At 70.1% G+C, this 16,168-nt stretch carries 14 protein-coding genes and 3 tRNA genes; 10 read left to right on the top strand and 7 right to left on the bottom strand.

Annotated features, from left to right (window positions below; genetic code table 11):
• Positions 1-1,596: a sensor histidine kinase gene (locus tag SK095_RS11995; RefSeq protein WP_136490854.1), complete on the bottom strand. Its 1,596-nt coding sequence runs from the start codon at positions 1,594-1,596 to the stop codon at positions 1-3.
• Positions 1,583-1,813, bottom strand: a complete 231-nt coding sequence (locus SK095_RS11990; protein WP_136490841.1) for a PP0621 family protein — start codon at positions 1,811-1,813, stop codon at positions 1,583-1,585. Before SK095_RS11990 ends, SK095_RS11995 begins: the two co-directional genes overlap by 14 nt.
• Positions 1,814-1,996: 183 nt before the next feature.
• Between SK095_RS11990 and SK095_RS11985 the strand changes: the two genes are divergently transcribed.
• Positions 1,997-3,631, top strand: a complete 1,635-nt coding sequence (locus tag SK095_RS11985; RefSeq protein ID WP_136490840.1) for an NAD+ synthase — start codon at positions 1,997-1,999, stop codon at positions 3,629-3,631.
• A gap of 66 nt (positions 3,632-3,697) precedes the next feature.
• Here the strand turns inward: SK095_RS11985 and SK095_RS11980 are convergent, their stop codons facing one another.
• The gene (locus tag SK095_RS11980) at positions 3,698-4,705 is read right to left on the bottom strand and encodes an outer membrane protein assembly factor BamD (protein WP_136490839.1); all 1,008 of its coding nucleotides are present in this window, start codon (positions 4,703-4,705) and stop codon (positions 3,698-3,700) included.
• A gap of 143 nt (positions 4,706-4,848) precedes the next feature.
• Here SK095_RS11980 and rluD point away from each other — a divergent pair, with 143 nt between their 5' ends.
• The 3 genes from rluD to clpB all read left to right on the top strand — a co-directional run bounded on the left by rluD (position 4,849) and on the right by clpB (position 9,281).
• Complete coding sequence (gene rluD / locus SK095_RS11975) at positions 4,849-5,811, top strand: 23S rRNA pseudouridine(1911/1915/1917) synthase RluD (protein WP_136490838.1); 963 nt, start codon at positions 4,849-4,851, stop codon at positions 5,809-5,811.
• Positions 5,808-6,551, top strand: coding sequence for a peptidoglycan editing factor PgeF (gene pgeF / locus SK095_RS11970; RefSeq protein ID WP_136490837.1), 744 nt, complete (start codon positions 5,808-5,810; stop codon positions 6,549-6,551). Before rluD ends, pgeF begins: the two co-directional genes overlap by 4 nt.
• Before the next feature lie 165 nt (positions 6,552-6,716).
• Positions 6,717-9,281 carry an ATP-dependent chaperone ClpB gene (gene clpB, locus SK095_RS11965; protein ID WP_320546425.1) on the top strand — a complete coding sequence of 855 codons (2,565 nt, stop codon included), beginning with the start codon at positions 6,717-6,719 and terminating at the stop codon, positions 9,279-9,281.
• Between the two features lie 90 nt (positions 9,282-9,371).
• On the opposite strand, the gene SK095_RS11960 is transcribed toward clpB, so the two are convergent.
• The gene (locus SK095_RS11960) at positions 9,372-11,648 is read right to left on the bottom strand and encodes a DUF1631 domain-containing protein (RefSeq protein WP_201487850.1); all 2,277 of its coding nucleotides are present in this window, start codon (positions 11,646-11,648) and stop codon (positions 9,372-9,374) included.
• A 192-nt stretch (positions 11,649-11,840) separates the two neighbouring features.
• Here SK095_RS11960 and SK095_RS11955 point away from each other — a divergent pair.
• From SK095_RS11955 to SK095_RS11945, 3 genes are all read left to right on the top strand, one after another.
• Positions 11,841-11,916, top strand: a tRNA-Asn gene (locus tag SK095_RS11955).
• 9 nt (positions 11,917-11,925) lie between these two features.
• Positions 11,926-12,002: transfer RNA gene (locus tag SK095_RS11950), tRNA-Pro, on the top strand.
• 5 nt (positions 12,003-12,007) lie between these two features.
• Positions 12,008-12,082, top strand: a tRNA-Lys gene (locus tag SK095_RS11945).
• 127 nt (positions 12,083-12,209) lie between these two features.
• Here the strand turns inward: SK095_RS11945 and SK095_RS11940 are convergent.
• From SK095_RS11940 to SK095_RS11930, 3 genes are all read right to left on the bottom strand, one after another.
• Entirely contained in the window at positions 12,210-13,508 is a 1,299-nt protein-coding gene (locus SK095_RS11940; protein ID WP_320546424.1) for an NAD(P)/FAD-dependent oxidoreductase, read from the bottom strand.
• Between the two features lie 63 nt (positions 13,509-13,571).
• Positions 13,572-13,745: a DUF3094 family protein gene (locus tag SK095_RS11935; RefSeq protein ID WP_136491394.1), complete on the bottom strand. Its 174-nt coding sequence runs from the start codon at positions 13,743-13,745 to the stop codon at positions 13,572-13,574.
• A gap of 94 nt (positions 13,746-13,839) precedes the next feature.
• A complete protein-coding gene (locus SK095_RS11930) occupies positions 13,840-14,469 on the bottom strand; it encodes a DUF1780 domain-containing protein (RefSeq protein WP_136491395.1) in 630 nt (209 codons plus the stop codon).
• Positions 14,470-14,568: 99 nt separating this feature from the next.
• On the opposite strand from SK095_RS11930, the gene SK095_RS11925 reads away from it, so the two are divergent.
• Genes SK095_RS11925 through SK095_RS11915 form a run of 3 tightly spaced genes read left to right on the top strand, consistent with a single transcriptional unit; the run spans position 14,569 to position 16,165 of the window.
• The gene (locus SK095_RS11925) at positions 14,569-14,994 is read left to right on the top strand and encodes a GNAT family N-acetyltransferase (RefSeq protein ID WP_320546423.1); all 426 of its coding nucleotides are present in this window, start codon (positions 14,569-14,571) and stop codon (positions 14,992-14,994) included.
• Complete coding sequence (locus SK095_RS11920; protein ID WP_136491397.1) at positions 14,991-15,458, top strand: FAD/FMN-containing dehydrogenase; 468 nt, start codon at positions 14,991-14,993, stop codon at positions 15,456-15,458. The genes SK095_RS11925 and SK095_RS11920 overlap by 4 nt, the downstream gene beginning before the upstream one ends.
• Positions 15,455-16,165 (top strand): energy-coupling factor ABC transporter permease, encoded by a 711-nt coding sequence (locus SK095_RS11915; RefSeq protein WP_320546422.1) that lies wholly within the window; start codon positions 15,455-15,457, stop codon positions 16,163-16,165. The genes SK095_RS11920 and SK095_RS11915 overlap by 4 nt, the downstream gene beginning before the upstream one ends.
• The last annotated feature ends 3 nt before the right edge of the window (positions 16,166-16,168 follow it).

Genomic DNA, 16,168 nt, shown 5'->3' with positions numbered 1-16,168 from the left:
TCAGCTCGCGGTCTTCGGATGGGCAAAGGTGATGCGGAAGCAGGCGCCGCTGCCTTCGCGGGGCACGTAGTCGAGGCGGGCGCGGTTGCTCTCGCACAGCTCGCGGGAGATGTACAGGCCGAGGCCGGTGCCCTTGCTCTCGGTGCTGAAGAAGGGTTCGAACAGGTTGCCGCGCTGCTCCGGCGGGATGCCGTCGCCGTCGTCGACCACCTCGAGCACCGGCAGCTGGGTCTGCTCGTCGCGGAACAGGCGCAGCCAGACCTGCCCCTTGTCGTGCTTGCGCGCGCTGTGGCGCAGGCCGTTCTGCACCAGGTTGGTGAGGATCTGGGTCAGCTGCTGCGGGTCCATGCGCGTCTGGATCGAGCCGGTCGCGCACTCCAGGTGCAGCACCGCGTCGCCGCGCCGGCTTTCGCGCAGCTCGCCGGCGAAGCGGTGCAGCCAGTAGCGCAGGTCGAGCAGCTGCGGCTCGGCCTCGCGGCGGCGCGACAGCTGCAGGACGTTCTCGATCACCAGGTTCATGCGCCGCGAGTGGTCGAGGATGATCTGGGTCAGGCGGCGGTCCGCCGGGCCGAGATCCTCGGCTTCCTGCAGCAGCTGGGCGGCGTGGCTGATGGCGCCCAGCGGGTTGCGGATCTCGTGGGCGATGCCGGCGCTGAGGCGGCCGAGGGCGGCCAGCTTGAGCTGCTGCGCCTGCTGGGCGATCTGCGAGACGTCCTCGAGGAAGATCAGCAGGTTGCGCTCGCCCTTGCGCTGCAGCGGGACGAAGCTCGGCTGCAGCGCCGGGCCTTCGGCGAAGCCCTGCAGGGTCTGCGGACGCAGCGCGGGGTTTTCCTGCCACTGGTGCAGGCACTCGAGCAGGGCCGGGCAGTGTTCGTCGAGCGACTGGGTCACCAGCTGGCGCTGGCCGAGCAGGGTCAGGCTGCTGGGGTTGGCCAGCAGCACGCGGCGCTGCGGGTCGAGGACCAGGATGCCGGTGCGCATGCGCTGCAGGATCAGCGCGTTGAGCGCCTGCAGGTCGGCGACGTCGGCGGCGTGGCGGCGGGCCAGGCTCTCGCTCTGCTGCAGGCGGCGGCCGAGGGCCTGGATGATCAGCGCGGCGGCGAAGCACAGCGCGCCGAGGGCGCCGGCCTGCACGTACTGGCTGGCGGCGGCCGACTTGCTGAGGCTGAGGTAGAAGGTCAGGTAGATCAGCCCGCTGCTGGCCAGCGCGGCGATCACCAGGCCCAGGCGCCCGCGCAGCATGCTGTTGGCGATCGCCACCGAGATCACCAGCAGCGGCGCCAGGCCGCTGGACAGGCCGCCGCCGGCGTAGAACAGGGTGCTGAGCAGGGTCACGTCGAACAGCGCCAGGGCGAACAGCGCCAGCGAGCGGCAGGTCTGCTGCAGCAGCACGCCGAGCACCACGTTGATCGCCAGGTAGGCCCAACTGCCGAAGCGGAACAGCTGGGGATCGGCCATCTCCAGCAGCTCGCGGTGCATGTCGCTGGAGATCAGCAGCACCAGGGCCAGGCCGACGCTCAGCCGGTACAGGTGGTACAGACGCAGGATGCGCTGGCCCTGCTCGGCGCTCGGCGCCCAGAGTTCAGCGCTGTTCAGGGGGATTGTCCTGTTCGAGGTGGGCACGGCTGCAGTACCAGCGGTTGTCGTGGGCGAGGGCCTCGGCGCGGGGCACGTGCACGCCGCACTGGGCGCAGCGCACCATCGGCTGGGCCTTGGGGGCGGCGGGCGGCTGCGGGCGCTGCGGCCGGGTGAAGCGCCGCCACAGCCACCAGGCGATGGCCAGCAGGGCGATCAGGGACAGTAGGCGAGCCATGGTGCTCTCGTGGCTGGACGGAAACGGGCGCCAGTGTAGCGTCGCCGGCGGGGCGAGCCCAGCACCGTCCGCCGCGACTGTGCGTTGTGTCGGCTGTGGCCGTTGCGGGACAATGCTGCCCTCGCATCAGGCGCGGCGGGCGGGGTAGACGACCCCGGCGCGCGCCATCAACTGGAGAGCAGCATGAGTCAAGTCCTGCGGGTCGCCATGGCCCAGCTCAACCTGCGCGTCGGCGATGTCCACGGCAACGTCGAGCGCATCATCGAGGCGGCCGGGCGCGCCCGGGCGCAGTGGCAGGCCGACGTGATCGTGTTCCCCGAGCTGTCGCTGTGCGGCTATCCGCCGGAGGACCTGCTGCTGCGCGCCAGCATGCAGCTGCGCATCGAGGCGGCGCTGGAGCGCCTGTGCCGCGAAGTGCGCGGCATCCGCCTGCTGGTCGGCTTCCCGTGGGTCGACGGCGAGCGGCGCTACAACGCCTGCGCCCTGCTCGACGACGGCGCCGTGGTGGCGCGCTACTGCAAGCAGAAACTGCCCAACTACCAGGTGTTCGACGAGAAGCGCTACTTCGACGCCGGCGAGGCGCCCTGCGTGGTGGACATCGCCGGCGTGCCGGTGGCGCTGAGCATCTGCGAGGACATCTGGCACCCCGAGCCGATGGCCGCGGCGCGCGATGCCGGTGCGCGGCTGATGCTGAACATGAATGCCTCGCCGTTCCACCTCGGCAAGCAGGCCGAGCGCGAGGCGACCCTGGCGGCACGCGCTGCCGAAGGCGGCATGCCGGTGGTCTACGTCAATCAGGTCGGTGGCCAGGACGAGCTGGTGTTCGACGGCGGCTCCTGCGTGGTGGCCCCCGGCGGCCACGTGCTGCAGCGTGCGCCGGCCTGCGAGGAGGGGCTGTTCCTCGCCGAGCTGCGGGTCGACGACGAGCTGGTGCAGCCGCAGCCCGGCGCCTGCGCGGCGCTGGCCGGCGAGGAGGCCAGCGTGTACGGCGCGCTGGTGCTCGGCGTGCGCGACTACGTGCACAAGAACGGCTTCAAGGGCGTGGTGCTCGGCCTGTCCGGCGGCGTCGACTCGGCGCTGACCCTGGCCATCGCCGTGGATGCCCTCGGCGCCGACAAGGTGGAGGCGGTGATGATGCCCTACCGCTACACCGCGCAGATGAGCCTCGAGGACGCCGAGGCCGAGGCGCGCACCTTGGGCGTGAGCTACCAGGTGCTGCCGATCGCGCCGATGGTCGAGGCGTTCATGGACACCCTGGCGCCGGTGTTCGCCGGTCTCGGCCGCGACACCACCGAGGAGAACCTGCAGGCGCGCTGCCGCGGCACCCTGCTGATGGCGATCTCCAACAAGAAGGGCTACCTGGTGCTGACCACCGGCAACAAGAGCGAGGTGGCGGTGGGCTACTGCACCCTGTACGGCGACATGGCCGGCGGCTTCGACGTGCTCAAGGACGTGCCCAAGACCCTGGTGTTCCGCCTCTGCCAGTACCGCAACAGCCTGGCCGGCGAGGTGATCCCGCAGCGGGTGATCGACCGTCCGCCATCGGCCGAGCTGGCGCCGGACCAGAAGGACGAGGATTCGCTGGCGCCCTATCCGGTGCTCGACGAGATCCTGCGTCTGTACGTCGAGGAGGACCTGTCGGCCGACGCCATCATCGCCCGCGGCTTCGCCGCCGATACCGTGCGCAAGATCCTGCGCCTGGTCGATCTCAACGAGTACAAGCGCCGCCAGGCCGCGGTCGGCCCGCGCATCACCCAGCGCGGCTTCGGTCGCGACCGCCGCTACCCGATCACCTCGGGCTGGCGCCTCGGCGAGTGACAGGCAGTCGCCAATGAAAAAGGGAGACTCGAACGAGTCTCCCTTTTTTGTGGTCGCGCTTCGGGTTCAGTCGAACAGGCCGAAGGTCAGGCGGCTGCGCCAGGAACGCCTGGGTGCTTCGGCTTCCTCGGCGGCGGGGGCCTCGGCGGCGTCTTCCGGCTCCAGCTCCGCGGGCAGGGCGTCCAGCGCTTCCTGGTACTGGCGCTCCATGTCCTGGCTGGCGCGGGTCTGGCCGGGCGGCAGCGGCGCCTCGCTCTCGATCAGGCCGAGGGTCGCCTTGCTCAGCCAGGAGCGGGTGTCGGCTTCCTGCTCGGTCGGCACGAACTCGCCGCTTTCCAGGGTCGGGTGCTCCGGATAGTTGAGCTTGAGGGTGGCCAGGCTGGTGGCCGCCAGGTCGTCGAGGCCGAGGCGCTGGTAGGACTCGGTCATCACCGCCAGGCCGTCGCCGACCGCCGGGGTTTCCTGGAAGTTCTCCACCACGTAGCGGCCGCGGTTGGCGGCGGCGACGTAGGCCTGGCGCTTGAGGTAGTAGTGCGCCACGTGCATCTCGTAGGCGGCCAGCAGGTTGCGCAGGTAGATCATGCGCGCCTTGGCGTCCGGGGCGTAGCGGCTGTTCGGGTAGCGGGCGACCAGTTGGGCGAACTCGTTGAACGAGTCGCGCGCCGCGCCCGGGTCGCGCTTGGTCATGTCCAGCGGCAGGAAGCGGGCCAGCAGGCCGCGGTCCTTGTCGAACGACGACAGGCCCTTGAGGTACCAGGCGTAGTCGGCGTCCGGGTGCTGCGGATGCAGGCGGATGAAGCGCTCGGCGGCGGCCTTGGCGGCTTCCGGCTCCTGGTTCTGGTAGTAGGCGTAGATCAGTTCGAGCTGGGCCTGTTCGGCGTAGCGGCCGAACGGGTAGCGCGATTCCAGGGCCTTGAGGGTGTCGACGGCACTGGTGTAGCTATCGTTGCCCAGGTGTTCCTGCGCCTGCTGGTACAGCTCGGTCTCGCTGAGGTTCTCGTCGATCACCTGCTTGGAGGAGCAGGCCGCGGTGAGGGCGAGGGTGGCGATCAGCAGCAGGTGTTTCACTTGCATGGCGCTTGGGTTCCCTGGGGCCGGGTGCGTGACGGGGACCGGCCTGATATGATTGGCAGCCCAGAATCCTCTGGGCAAAAGACGCCGTATTTAACCACAAGCCTGTGGCCAACCAAAGCCGCACGGCCCTCCCGATGTCCGCCATGTCCGAACTCATCCAATTGCGTGCCGAGGTGCCGTCCGAGCTGGGCGGGCAACGCCTCGACCAGATCGCCGCCCAGCTCTTCCCCGAACATTCGCGCTCGCGCCTGGCCGGGTGGATCAAGGACGGCCGCCTCACCGTCGACGGCGCCGTGCTGCGCCCGCGCGACATCGTCCACGGCGGTGCCGTGCTGCAGCTCGAGGCCGAGCGCGAGGCCCAGGTCGAGCATCTGGCCCAGGACATCGCCCTCAACATCGTCTACGAGGACGAGCAGTTGCTGGTGATCGACAAGCCGGCCGGCCTGGTGGTGCATCCGGCCGCCGGGCATGCCGACGGCACCCTGCTCAACGCCCTGCTGCACCATGTGCCGGGCCTGGCCAGCGTGCCGCGCGCCGGCATCGTCCACCGCCTGGACAAGGACACCACCGGCCTGATGGTGGTGGCCAAGACCCTCGAGGCGCACACCCAGCTGGTCGCCCAGCTGCAGGCGCGCAGCGTCAGCCGCATCTACGAGGCCATCGTGGTCGGCGTGGTCACCTCCGGCGGCAAGGTCGATGCCCCCATCGGACGCCATCCGCAGCAGCGCCAGAAGATGGCGGTGACCAGCACCGGCAAGCCGGCGGTCAGCCACTACCGGGTGCTCGAGCGCTTCCGCGCGCACACCCACGTGCGGGTCAAGCTGGAGACCGGGCGTACCCACCAGATCCGCGTGCACATGGCCTACGTGCATTTCCCGCTGGTCGGCGATCCGGTCTACGGCGGTCGCTTCCGCATTCCGCCGGCGGCCAACCCGCTGCTGGTGCAGTCGTTGCGCGACTACCCGCGCCAGGCCCTGCATGCGCGCTTCCTCGAACTGGATCACCCGGTCACTGGCGAGCGCATGGGCTGGGAGTCGGAGCTTCCGGACGACTTCGTCGAGCTGCTCAACCTGCTGCGCGGCGACCGCGAGGCCTTCATCGGATGAGCCTGAGCCTCGGTGATCTGCTGATCCCCGACTGGCCGGCACCGGCCAGGGTGCGCGCCTGCGTGACCACGCGGGCCGGCGGCGTCAGCCCGGCACCGTTCGCTGCGCTCAACCTCGGCGACCATGTCGGCGACGAGCCGGCCGCGGTGGCCGAGAACCGTCGCCGCCTGCAGGCGCTGCTCGGCTGCCGCGCCGCCTGGCTCAGCCAGGTGCATGGCGTGAGCGTGGTCGAGGCCGACCCGGCGCAGGTGGCCGAGGCCGACGCCTGCTGGAGCGCCACCCCCGGGGTGGCCTGCACCAGCATGACCGCCGACTGCCTGCCGGTGCTGTTCTGCGACCGTGACGGCACGCGGGTCGCCGCGGCCCATGCCGGCTGGCGCGGGCTGGCCGCCGGGGTGCTGGAGGCCACCGTCGCCGCGCTGGGCTGCCCGGCCGATCAGGTGCTGGCCTGGCTGGGCCCGGCCATCGGCCCGCAGGCCTTCGAGGTCGGCGCCGAGGTGCGCGAGGCCTTCGTCGCGCAGCATGCCGAGGCCGCCGCGGCCTTTGTGCCCAGCGCCAGCGCCGGGCGCTACATGGCCGACCTCTACCGGCTGGCGCGCCTCCGCCTGGCCGCCGTCGGCGTCACCACGGTGTACGGCGGCGGGCTGTGCACCTTCACCGACGCCGAACGCTTCTACTCCTACCGCCGCGCGCCGCGCACCGGGCGCCAGGCCAGCCTGATCTGGCTGGAGCCGGCCTGATGCGCCGCCGGGACGCGTTGCGCCCCGCTTGATCCCGGTCAAATGCCCGCCCCTTGAATCGCCTGTAATCGTCCTCATCTATCCTGCAACCCAATTCCCCTGGCGGATCGGGTTGTAGCCGGGTGCCGGCCGCTCGTTCCGCCGCTGCTTGCGAAGGACGACCCCATGCGTATCGACCGTTTGACCAGCAAACTGCAACTGGCCTTGTCCGATGCCCAGTCGCTGGCCGTGGGCCGCGACCACAGCGCCATCGAGCCGCTGCACCTGATGTCCGCCCTGCTCGAGCAGCAGGGCGGCTCGATCCGCCCGCTGCTGATGCAGGTCGGCTTCGACATCGCCGCCCTGCGCCAGGCGCTGGCCAAGGCGCTCGACGACCTGCCGAAGATCCAGAACCCCACCGGCGACGTGAACATGTCGCAGGATCTCGCCCGCCTGCTCAACCTGGCCGACAAGCTGGCCCAGCAGAAAGGCGACCAGTACATCTCCAGCGAGCTGGTGCTGCTCGCCGCGCTGGACAACGCCACCCGCCTCGGCAAGCTGCTGCTGGCCCAGGGGGTGAGCAAGCAGGCGCTGGAGAACGCCATCGCCAACCTGCGTGGCGGCGAGGCGGTCAACGACCCCAACGCCGAGGAGTCGCGCCAGGCGCTGGACAAGTACACCATCGACATGACCAAGCGCGCCGAGGACGGCAAGCTCGATCCGGTGATCGGCCGCGACGACGAGATCCGTCGCACCATCCAGGTCCTGCAGCGCCGGACCAAGAACAACCCGGTGCTGATCGGCGAGCCGGGCGTCGGCAAGACCGCCATCGTCGAGGGGCTGGCCCAGCGCATCGTCAACGGCGAGGTGCCCGACGGCCTCAAGGACAAGCGCCTGCTGTCGCTGGACATGGGCGCGCTGATCGCCGGTGCCAAGTTCCGCGGCGAGTTCGAGGAGCGCCTCAAGGCGGTGCTCAACGAACTGGGCAAGCAGGAAGGCCGGGTGATCCTGTTCATCGACGAGCTGCATACGATGGTGGGGGCCGGCAAGGCCGAGGGCTCGATGGACGCCGGCAACATGCTCAAGCCGGCGCTGGCGCGCGGCGAGCTGCACTGCGTGGGCGCCACCACCCTCGACGAGTACCGCCAGTACGTGGAGAAGGACGCCGCGCTGGAGCGCCGCTTCCAGAAGGTGCTGGTCGACGAGCCGAGCGAGGAGGACACCATCGCCATCCTGCGTGGCCTCAAGGAGCGCTACGAGGTGCACCACGGGGTGACCATCACCGACGGCGCGATCATCGCCGCCGCGAAACTGAGCCACCGCTACATCACCGACCGCCAACTGCCGGACAAGGCCATCGACCTGATCGACGAGGCGGCCAGCCGCATCCGCATGGAGATCGACTCCAAGCCCGAGGAGCTGGACCGCCTGGATCGCCGGCTGATCCAGCTGAAGATCGAGCGCGAGGCGCTGAAGAAGGAAACCGACGAGGCCACCCGCAAGCGTCTGGCCAAGCTCGAGGAGGACATCGCCAAGCTGGAGCGCGAGTACGCCGACCTCGAGGAAATCTGGAAGTCGGAGAAGGCCGAGGTACAGGGCTCGGCGCAGGTCCAGCAGCAGCTCGAGCAGGCCAAGGCAGACATGGAGGCCGCCCGCCGCCAGGGCAATCTGCAGCGCATGGCCGAGCTGCAGTACGGCGTGATTCCCGAGCTGGAGCGCAAGCTGGCCAGCGTCGACAGCGGCGAGCAGAGGGAGAAGCAGCTGCTGCGCAACCGCGTGACCGACGAGGAGATCGCCGAGGTGGTGTCCAAGTGGACCGGCATCCCGGTGGCCAAGATGATGGAGGGCGAGCGCGACAAGCTGCTGCGCATGGAGGCCGAGCTGCACAGGCGGGTGATCGGCCAGCACGAGGCGGTGGTCGCGGTGTCCAACGCGGTGCGCCGCTCGCGCGCCGGCCTGGCCGACCCGAATCGACCCAGCGGCTCGTTCCTGTTCCTCGGCCCGACCGGGGTGGGCAAGACCGAGCTGTGCAAGGCGCTGGCCGAGTTCCTCTTCGACACCGAGGAGGCGATGGTGCGCATCGACATGTCCGAGTTCATGGAGAAGCACTCGGTGGCCCGTCTGATCGGCGCGCCGCCCGGCTACGTCGGCTACGAGGAGGGCGGCTATCTGACCGAGGCGGTGCGTCGCAAGCCGTACTCGGTGATCCTCATGGACGAGGTGGAGAAGGCCCACCCGGACGTGTTCAACGTGCTGCTGCAGGTGCTCGAAGACGGCCGACTGACCGACAGCCAGGGCCGCACCGTGGACTTCAAGAACACCGTGGTGGTGATGACCTCCAACCTCGGCTCGGCGCAGATCCAGGAGCTGGTCGGCGATCCGGAGGCGCAGCGCGCCGCGGTGATGGATGCGGTCAGCCACCACTTCCGCCCGGAGTTCATCAACCGCATCGACGAGGTGGTGGTGTTCGATCCGCTGGGCAAGGAGCAGATCGGCGGCATCGCCGAGATCCAGCTGTCGCGCCTGCGTAGCCGGCTGGCCGAGCGCGAGCTGAGCCTGGAGCTGACCCCGGAGGCGCTGGAGAAGCTGATCGCCGTCGGCTACGACCCGGTGTATGGCGCGCGTCCGCTCAAGCGTGCGATCCAGCGCTGGATCGAGAACCCGCTGGCGCAGCAGATCCTCGCCGGCGAGTTCGCCCCCGGGGCGACCATCCACGCGCGGGTCGAGGGCGAGCAGATCGTCTTCGCCTGAGAATGCGCCGCGTCGCGGGGCGCCCCGCCCCGCGGCGGGTTCATGGAAAACGACGACGGCGCCGCAGGGCGCCGTCGTCGTCTGCAGGGCTCAGTCGCCGGCCGGCCGGGGCTCTTCCAGGCGCTGCAGCACCCGGTAGATCGCCTGCAGGGCGCGCTCCATCAGCGGGGTGTCGCTCGGTTCGCCGAGCAGGCGCACGCTGCCGTCCTGCAGGGCGCGGGCCAGGCGCGCCGCCGGCCAGGTGCGGCTGTGCTCGCCGCAGGGGTCGATGAACAGATAGTGGCGGGTCGCCGGGCTGACCCAGGACAGGCGCAGGCGGTGTACCTGACCGTCCTCGTGGAAGGCGAACAGGCTGCCGAACGGCAGGGCCCGCAGCTGCTCCAGCTGGGCTTCCAGCTCCGCCGACAGTTGTCCCTCGCCGGCCGCGGCCTCGGCGTTCTCGCCCTGCTCGTGCAGCAGCGCGCCGAGCGGGCTGTCGGGCAGCCGGGCCAGCAGGCGGGCGGCCAGTTCGGGCTGGCGGGCCTGCACGGCGTGCTGGCAGGTGACCACGTCCTGCAGCAGGCGGCGGATCTCCTCGTCGCTCAGGCAGCCCAGCTGCATCAGGCCGCCGCGCAGCGCTTCCAGCAGTTCCAGGCGCTCGCGCTGCAGACGCTCGCGACCGCTGCGGTCGAGCGGCGTGACGCTCCAGGCCAGCTGTTCGCCGGTCAGGCAGGCGCGCCGCCATTCCTCGCTCTGCTCGCCCTGACGCAGGTGGATCAGCGCCAGCAGGTCGTGCCAGCTGTTCTCCAGCAGTGCCTGGATCAGCGGTGGCAGCGAGCGACCGATCAGGGTCTGGCGGATCTGCTCGCCGGCCCGGCGGCGGGCGGCGTACAGGCGATCGCGGCCGCGGGCGGCGCTCAGGGTGCGGTGCTCGCGCAGCTCGACGCGCTGCTGCAGACGGCGCAGGTGCGTCTCGAACTCCTCGAGCAGGCGCTCGAAGCCGGCGCGCTCGCCGCCGAGGTCCTGGATGATGTGCTCGACGATGTCCTGCATCTTCGCCAGCAGCCCGGAGGCGTCGCTGTCCTCGACGAAGCGGGCGCCGGCCCGGGCCATGCTGTCGAGCAGGCGCCGCGCCGGATGGTCGTCGCGGGTGAACAGCTCGCGGTCGCGCAGCGCCAGCTTCAGATAGGGCGTGTGCAGGTGCGACAGCACCGTCTTGCAGCGGTCCGGCAGGCCGGGGTCGTCGAGGATGAAGGCGAACAGCATGCCGACCAGGTCGATGATGTCGGCATCGTCGGCGCGCAGCTGCTGGCCGGGCAGGGTGCAGGCCGCCTCCAGCTCGGCCTGCAGGCGTGCCCGCAGTTGCGTCACGTCCTGAGGCTGCTGCAGCTGGCTATCGATGTCGCGCGCGCTGATCTGCTGCAGGCGGTTGAGTGCCGCCAGCAGTTCGGACTCGCTGTAGGTGCCGGCCCGGGGCAGCTCGGGGAGCGGCAGCGCGGCGCGGGGCGGCGCCTCCGCTGTGGCGGCCGGCGGTCCCTGGTGGCGCCGGCCGAGCAGGCGGGTGACGCCCTGGAACAGCTGGGCGCTCTCGCTGGCGGGCTGCGCCGTCGTCGCGGTGGCGACCGGCGCCAGCTGGGCGGCCGGGCGCTCGCTGCGCTGCACGGGCGGCGCCGGGTGGCGAGGCCGGGTCGGCCGCTCTTCCTGGCGGGGCAGGATGCCGGCCTCGCGCAGGCGCCGGTCGAGGGCCGTGTACAGCTCGTCCAGCGAGGCCATGACCTGCTGCTCGAACAGCGCATAGAGGACGCGGCGGATCGCCAGCGGCAGGCCTTCGCCAGGCAGGGCCAGGCGGAAGGCCCCGGCGACGGCCTCGGGAGAGAAGGGGCTGTCCTCGTGCAGGGCGGCCTGCGGGTCCGGGCACAGCTGGGCCAGGCGCTCCTCCAGCGCGGGCAGCAGCGCCTGGCAGTGGTGTCGGCAGCGCTTGACCATGTTGGTCAGCAGCACGTTCTCCTCGAGCTCCTCGTGGGCCAGCAGCGACAGCGGCTGGCGCTCCTCGGGCGGCGGAGTGGCGCTGTTGGGATTGAGGCCCTCGAGGTAGGCGGCGAAGCCGCCGGCGAGCTGCTGGTGGAAGCGGCGCACGATCTGCGTGCGCTGCTGGCGCACCGCGCGCATGCCGTCGAAGTACAGCGCCTGCTCGAGGTTGTTGGCGGCCTTTTCGGCCTGGGCGAACAGGGCGTCGTCGACCTGTTCGAAGGCGCATGCCAGCTGCTGGTCGAGGTGGTTCATCACCAGTTGGCGGCAGCCCTGCTCCAGCTGGCCGAAGCGTGGGCGGATGCTGCGCCCGGCAAGGGCGAGGGGAACGGGAGAATCTGGCGGTGGCGTGTGGCTCATGGAGGATCTGGCGGGCCCGCGCCCTGTACTCTCGAAAGGAGTGCACATATAACAAGTGCCGGGGGCTCTGCCAAGCATGGAAAAAAAATGCCGCAGGGGGTTGACGGAGAATTATAAATCCGTAGAATGCCGCGCCACTGACACGGGAAATCGGTAACACCGATCACCGTAGAGGGTTGGAAGTCTCGACGTTCCGCGATAGCTCAGTCGGTAGAGCAAGTGACTGTTAATCACTGGGTCCCTGGTTCGAGTCCAGGTCGCGGAGCCAACTTCCAGGCGGGGTATAGCGCAGTCCGGTAGCGCGCCTGCTTTGGGAGCAGGATGTCGGGAGTTCGAATCTCTCTACCCCGACCAGTTTTGGGTCGTTAGCTCAGTGGTAGAGCAGTTGGCTTTTAACCAATTGGTCGTAGGTTCGACCCCTACACGACCCACCACATTCCCTTCCTCGGAAGGACAAGAAGCTGGAAGCGCCGCGAGGCCTTCCGGCTTTTTTGTTTGCGCGCGTTTTTTGCCGATCTGAGCGGGTCGACCGGCGGTTGTGCCGCCGGTCGGGTACTGCCGTCAGTGCAGCTTGAGACGCGGCTCGGTGCTGCGGCCGAGGCGGTCGCTGAGCATCAGCAGCAGGGTGCGGAACGGGCCGTACAGCGCCATCTGGTGCAGGCGATACAGCGAGATGTAGAACCAGCGGGCCAGACGTCCCTCCAGCATCACGTCGCCGGTCAGGTTGCCCATCAGGTTGCCCACCGCGCTGAAGCTCGACAGCGAGATCAGCGAGCCGTAGTCGCGGTAGCGGTACTCCAGCAGCGGTTCGCCCTGCAGGCGGCGCGCCAGCGACTTGGCCAGCAGCGAGGCCTGCTGGTGCGCCGCCTGGGCGCGCGGCGGCACGTTCTTGCCGTCCGCCATCGGACAGGCAGCGCAGTCGCCGAGGGCGAAGATGTTCTCGTCGCGGCTGGTCTGCAGGGTCGGGAGCACCACCAGCTGGTCGATGCGGTTGCTTTCCAGGCCGTCCAGCTCGCGCAGGAAGCCCGGGGCGCGGATGCCGGCGGCCCAGACCTTGAGGCTGGCCGGCACGAACTGGCCGTCGGCGGTATGCAGGCCCTCGGCGGTGACTTCCCGGACCGGCGAGTTGACCAGCACCTTGATGCCGAGCTTCTCCAGGGTGCCGTGGACGATGCCGCTGAGCCGCTCGGGCAGCGCCGGCACCACCCGCGGGCCGGCCTCGATCAGGGTCAGGCTGAGGTTTTCCGGGCGGATGCCATCCAGGCCGTAGTCGGCCAGCAGCAGGGCGGCATGGTGCAGTTCGGCGGCCAGCTCCACGCCGGTGGCGCCGGCGCCGACGATGGCCAGGTTGATCTGCGCGCTGCCGTGCTGGCGCGCCTGGGCGTGGGCGCACAGGTACTGGTCGAGGAGCAGGTCGTGGAAGCGTTCGGCCTGGTCGCGCGAGTCGAGGAACAGGCAGTGCTCGGCGGCGCCTTGGGTGCCGAAGTCGTTGGTCTTGCTGCCGACCGCCAGCACCAGGGTGTCGTAGGCGATCTCGCGCGCAGGCACCTGCTCGACGCCGTTCTGGTCATGCTTGGCGGCCAGCAGGATGGTCTTGCGCGCGCGGTCGAGGCCGCACATGCGCCCGGGCTGGAACTTGAAGTGGTTCCACTTGGCCTGGGCCACGTAGTTCAGCTCGTCCTCCGAGGAGTTCAGCGAGCCGGCGGCCACCTCGTGCAGCAGCGGTTTCCAGATGTGGGTGAGGTTGGCGTCAACCAGGGTGATGCGCGCCTGGCCGCGCTTGCCCAGGCTGCGGCCCAGGCGGGTGGCGAGTTCGATCCCGCCGGCGCCGCCGCCGACGATCACGATGTGATGGGTCATGGGGATGTCTCACAAGGCTTGGAAAAACCGGGAGCGACTGGCGGCAGCCTGCGGGGCGAGGGGTCATGTGACCAGCGAGCTCAGCAGGCGGCTCAGCAGGCCCAGGCCGACGACCACGGCCAGCAGGGCGAGCATCAGGCGCCAGGGCCGGAACGGCTGGCGCTTGACCTGATGCTGCGGGGAGCTGAGATAGTGCTCGACCCGGCGCTGGTCCTCGGGGTTCAGACGGCTGGACATGGCAGTCTCGAAAAAAGGCAATGCGACCATTCTAGGCGTTGCGTCATGTGCGGCTCAATGCCGCATTGGGAGGAAAGACTCCGGGAGGAGAGGCTCACAGCCCCATCTCCACGTCGAACAGCAGGGTGCGCGCTTGGTTGTCGCGCAGGAAAGCCGGGGCGTCGGCGTGGGCGAACAGCACGCGGGCGTAGTTGGGACCGACGATCGACAGCGAGCGCCAGCCCTGGCGCAGGTACTCGCTGGGGGGCGGGAAGGCGCTGTTGAAGTCGGGGATCTCGCGCTTGAAGCTGATGTAGGCGAGGAGGTCCAGTTCGCCGAGGTCGATGCCGCGCTCGTCGTAGTTGTGCGCCTTCTTGCGCAGGGTCGGGCCGAGACGCTGCTGCACCTCGCTCAGTGGGATGCGCCGCGGCCGGGGTTCGTGGCGCTGCAGCTGGGCCAGGGTGCGGGCGGCGCGGCGGCGCTCCAGCTCCTCGCGCCATTCGTCGTTGAGGCGCCGGCCCTCGTCGATGACGAAGAACACCTCGAAGCAGGCGTCGCGGTACAGCACGTCCGGCGGCTGCTGGGCCGGTGCGGCGAAGTCCTCGGTGCGGTGGGCGATGTTCAGCGCCTGCAGCAGGCGCTGGCAGACCCAGCGTTCGCGCTCCCACTTGCGGCCGTTGGAGAGAAAGTCGGTGGCCGCCTCGGCCTGGCGCACCAGATGGTGCAGGTAGTCGCGTTCGTCCATGCCGCAAGTGTAGTCGCCGGCGGCCCCGCCAGGTTGTCGCAGCCGCTCTGGCCGCTGCGGCTGCGGTGTAAACTCGGCATAGCGACCCCCGGAGTAGCCATGCAGCTGCGCGAAGCCACCCCCGCCGATCACGCCGTCCTCCACGCCCTGTGGGCGCGCACGCCGGGCATCCAGCTGCGCGCCGAGGACGCCCTGGAACCCTACTGCGCCTACCTGGCGCGCAATCCCGGCCTCAGCCTGGTGGCCGAGGCGGATGGCGCCATCGTCGGCAGCCTGCTGGCCGGCCACGACGGCCGGCGCGGCTACCTGCAGCATCTGGCGGTCGATCCGTACTACCGGCGCCGCGGCATCGCCTCGGCGCTGATCGCCGCGGTGCTGGCGCGCCTGGCGGCGCAGGGCATCGCCAAGAGCCACGTGTTCGTCCTCGATGGCGAGCCCGCGGCGCTGGCCTTCTGGCGCGCCCGCCGCGGCTGGGGCGAGCGCCACGACATCCGCGTCTTTTCCACCCTGGAGCAACCACGATGAAACCCTGGATATGGCTGGGCCTGGCCCTGCTGGCCGGCAGCGCGCAGGCGCTGGAGAGCGGCGAGCGGCTGGCGCCCTGGACCCTGAGCGATCAGTTCGACGCGCCCTACACCCTGAACGACGACCTGCGCATCCTGCTGGTGGCGCGCAGCATGGATGGCGCCAAGCTGCTCGACGCCGCACTGGAAGGGCGGCCCAAGGGCTACCTGGAGGCGCGCCGGGCGCTGTTCGTCGCCGACATCAGCCGCATGCCCGGGCTGATCGGCAAGCTGTTCGCCATTCCGGCCATGCGCGACTACAGCTACCGCGTGCTGCTCGACCGCGAGGCGCAGGTGGTGCCGCAGTACGCCGCGCCCGAGGGCGGCGTGCTCTGGCTGCAGCTGGAGCAGGGCGTGCTGCGCGAGCGGCGCACCTTCAGCGACGCGCTCGCGCTGCGCGCGGCGCTGGAGCAGGTCGCGCCGTGATCGCCGCCGCGCTGCTCAGCGAATCCAGCCTGTGGCTGGGCGCCCTGCTGTTCCTGCCGCTGCTGCTGGCGGCGCTGTGGCATGCGCCCTGGGTCGAGCTGTTCAGCGACTTCCGCCGCCAGCACCTGCTGTTCGGCACCATGCTGGCGCTGTTCCTGCTGTGGCTGGTGCGCCGCGACTTCGCCTCCGGGCTGTCCTTCCACTTCATCGGCATGACCGCGGTGACCCTGCTGCTCGACTGGCCGCTGGCGGTGCTGTCGGCCTTCGTCGCGCAGCTGGCGCTGGTCGGCCTGGGCCGCCAGGATGCCGCGGCGCTGGGGGTCAACGCGGTGCTGCTGATCCTCATCCCGGTGCTGGTCACCGAGGCTTGCGCGCGCGGCGTCGAGCGCCTGCAGCCGCGCAACCTGTTCGTCTACATCTTCTTCAGCGGCTTCTTCCCGGCGGCGCTGGTGGCCGTGCTGGTGCTGCTGGCCGGCCTCGGCGTGCTGCTGGTGGACGGCATCTACCAGATGCCGCCCTGGCTGGACGACTTCGCCGGCTACCTGTGGCTGATCATGTTCCCCGAGGCGTTCATCAACGGCACGGTGGTCACCGCGCTGGTGGTGTACTACCCGGAGTGGCTGGAGACCTTCAACCGCACCCGCTACCTGCAGGCGCCGTGGAAGGAGGAGGACAAGGACAGGAAGGAGGAGGACGGTGGGAGCTGAGGC

The sequence above is a fragment of the Pseudomonas sp. AN-1 genome (assembly GCF_034057115.1).
Classification (GTDB): domain Bacteria; phylum Pseudomonadota; class Gammaproteobacteria; order Pseudomonadales; family Pseudomonadaceae; genus Geopseudomonas.
This window is presented reverse-complemented; position numbering and strand designations above follow the sequence as displayed.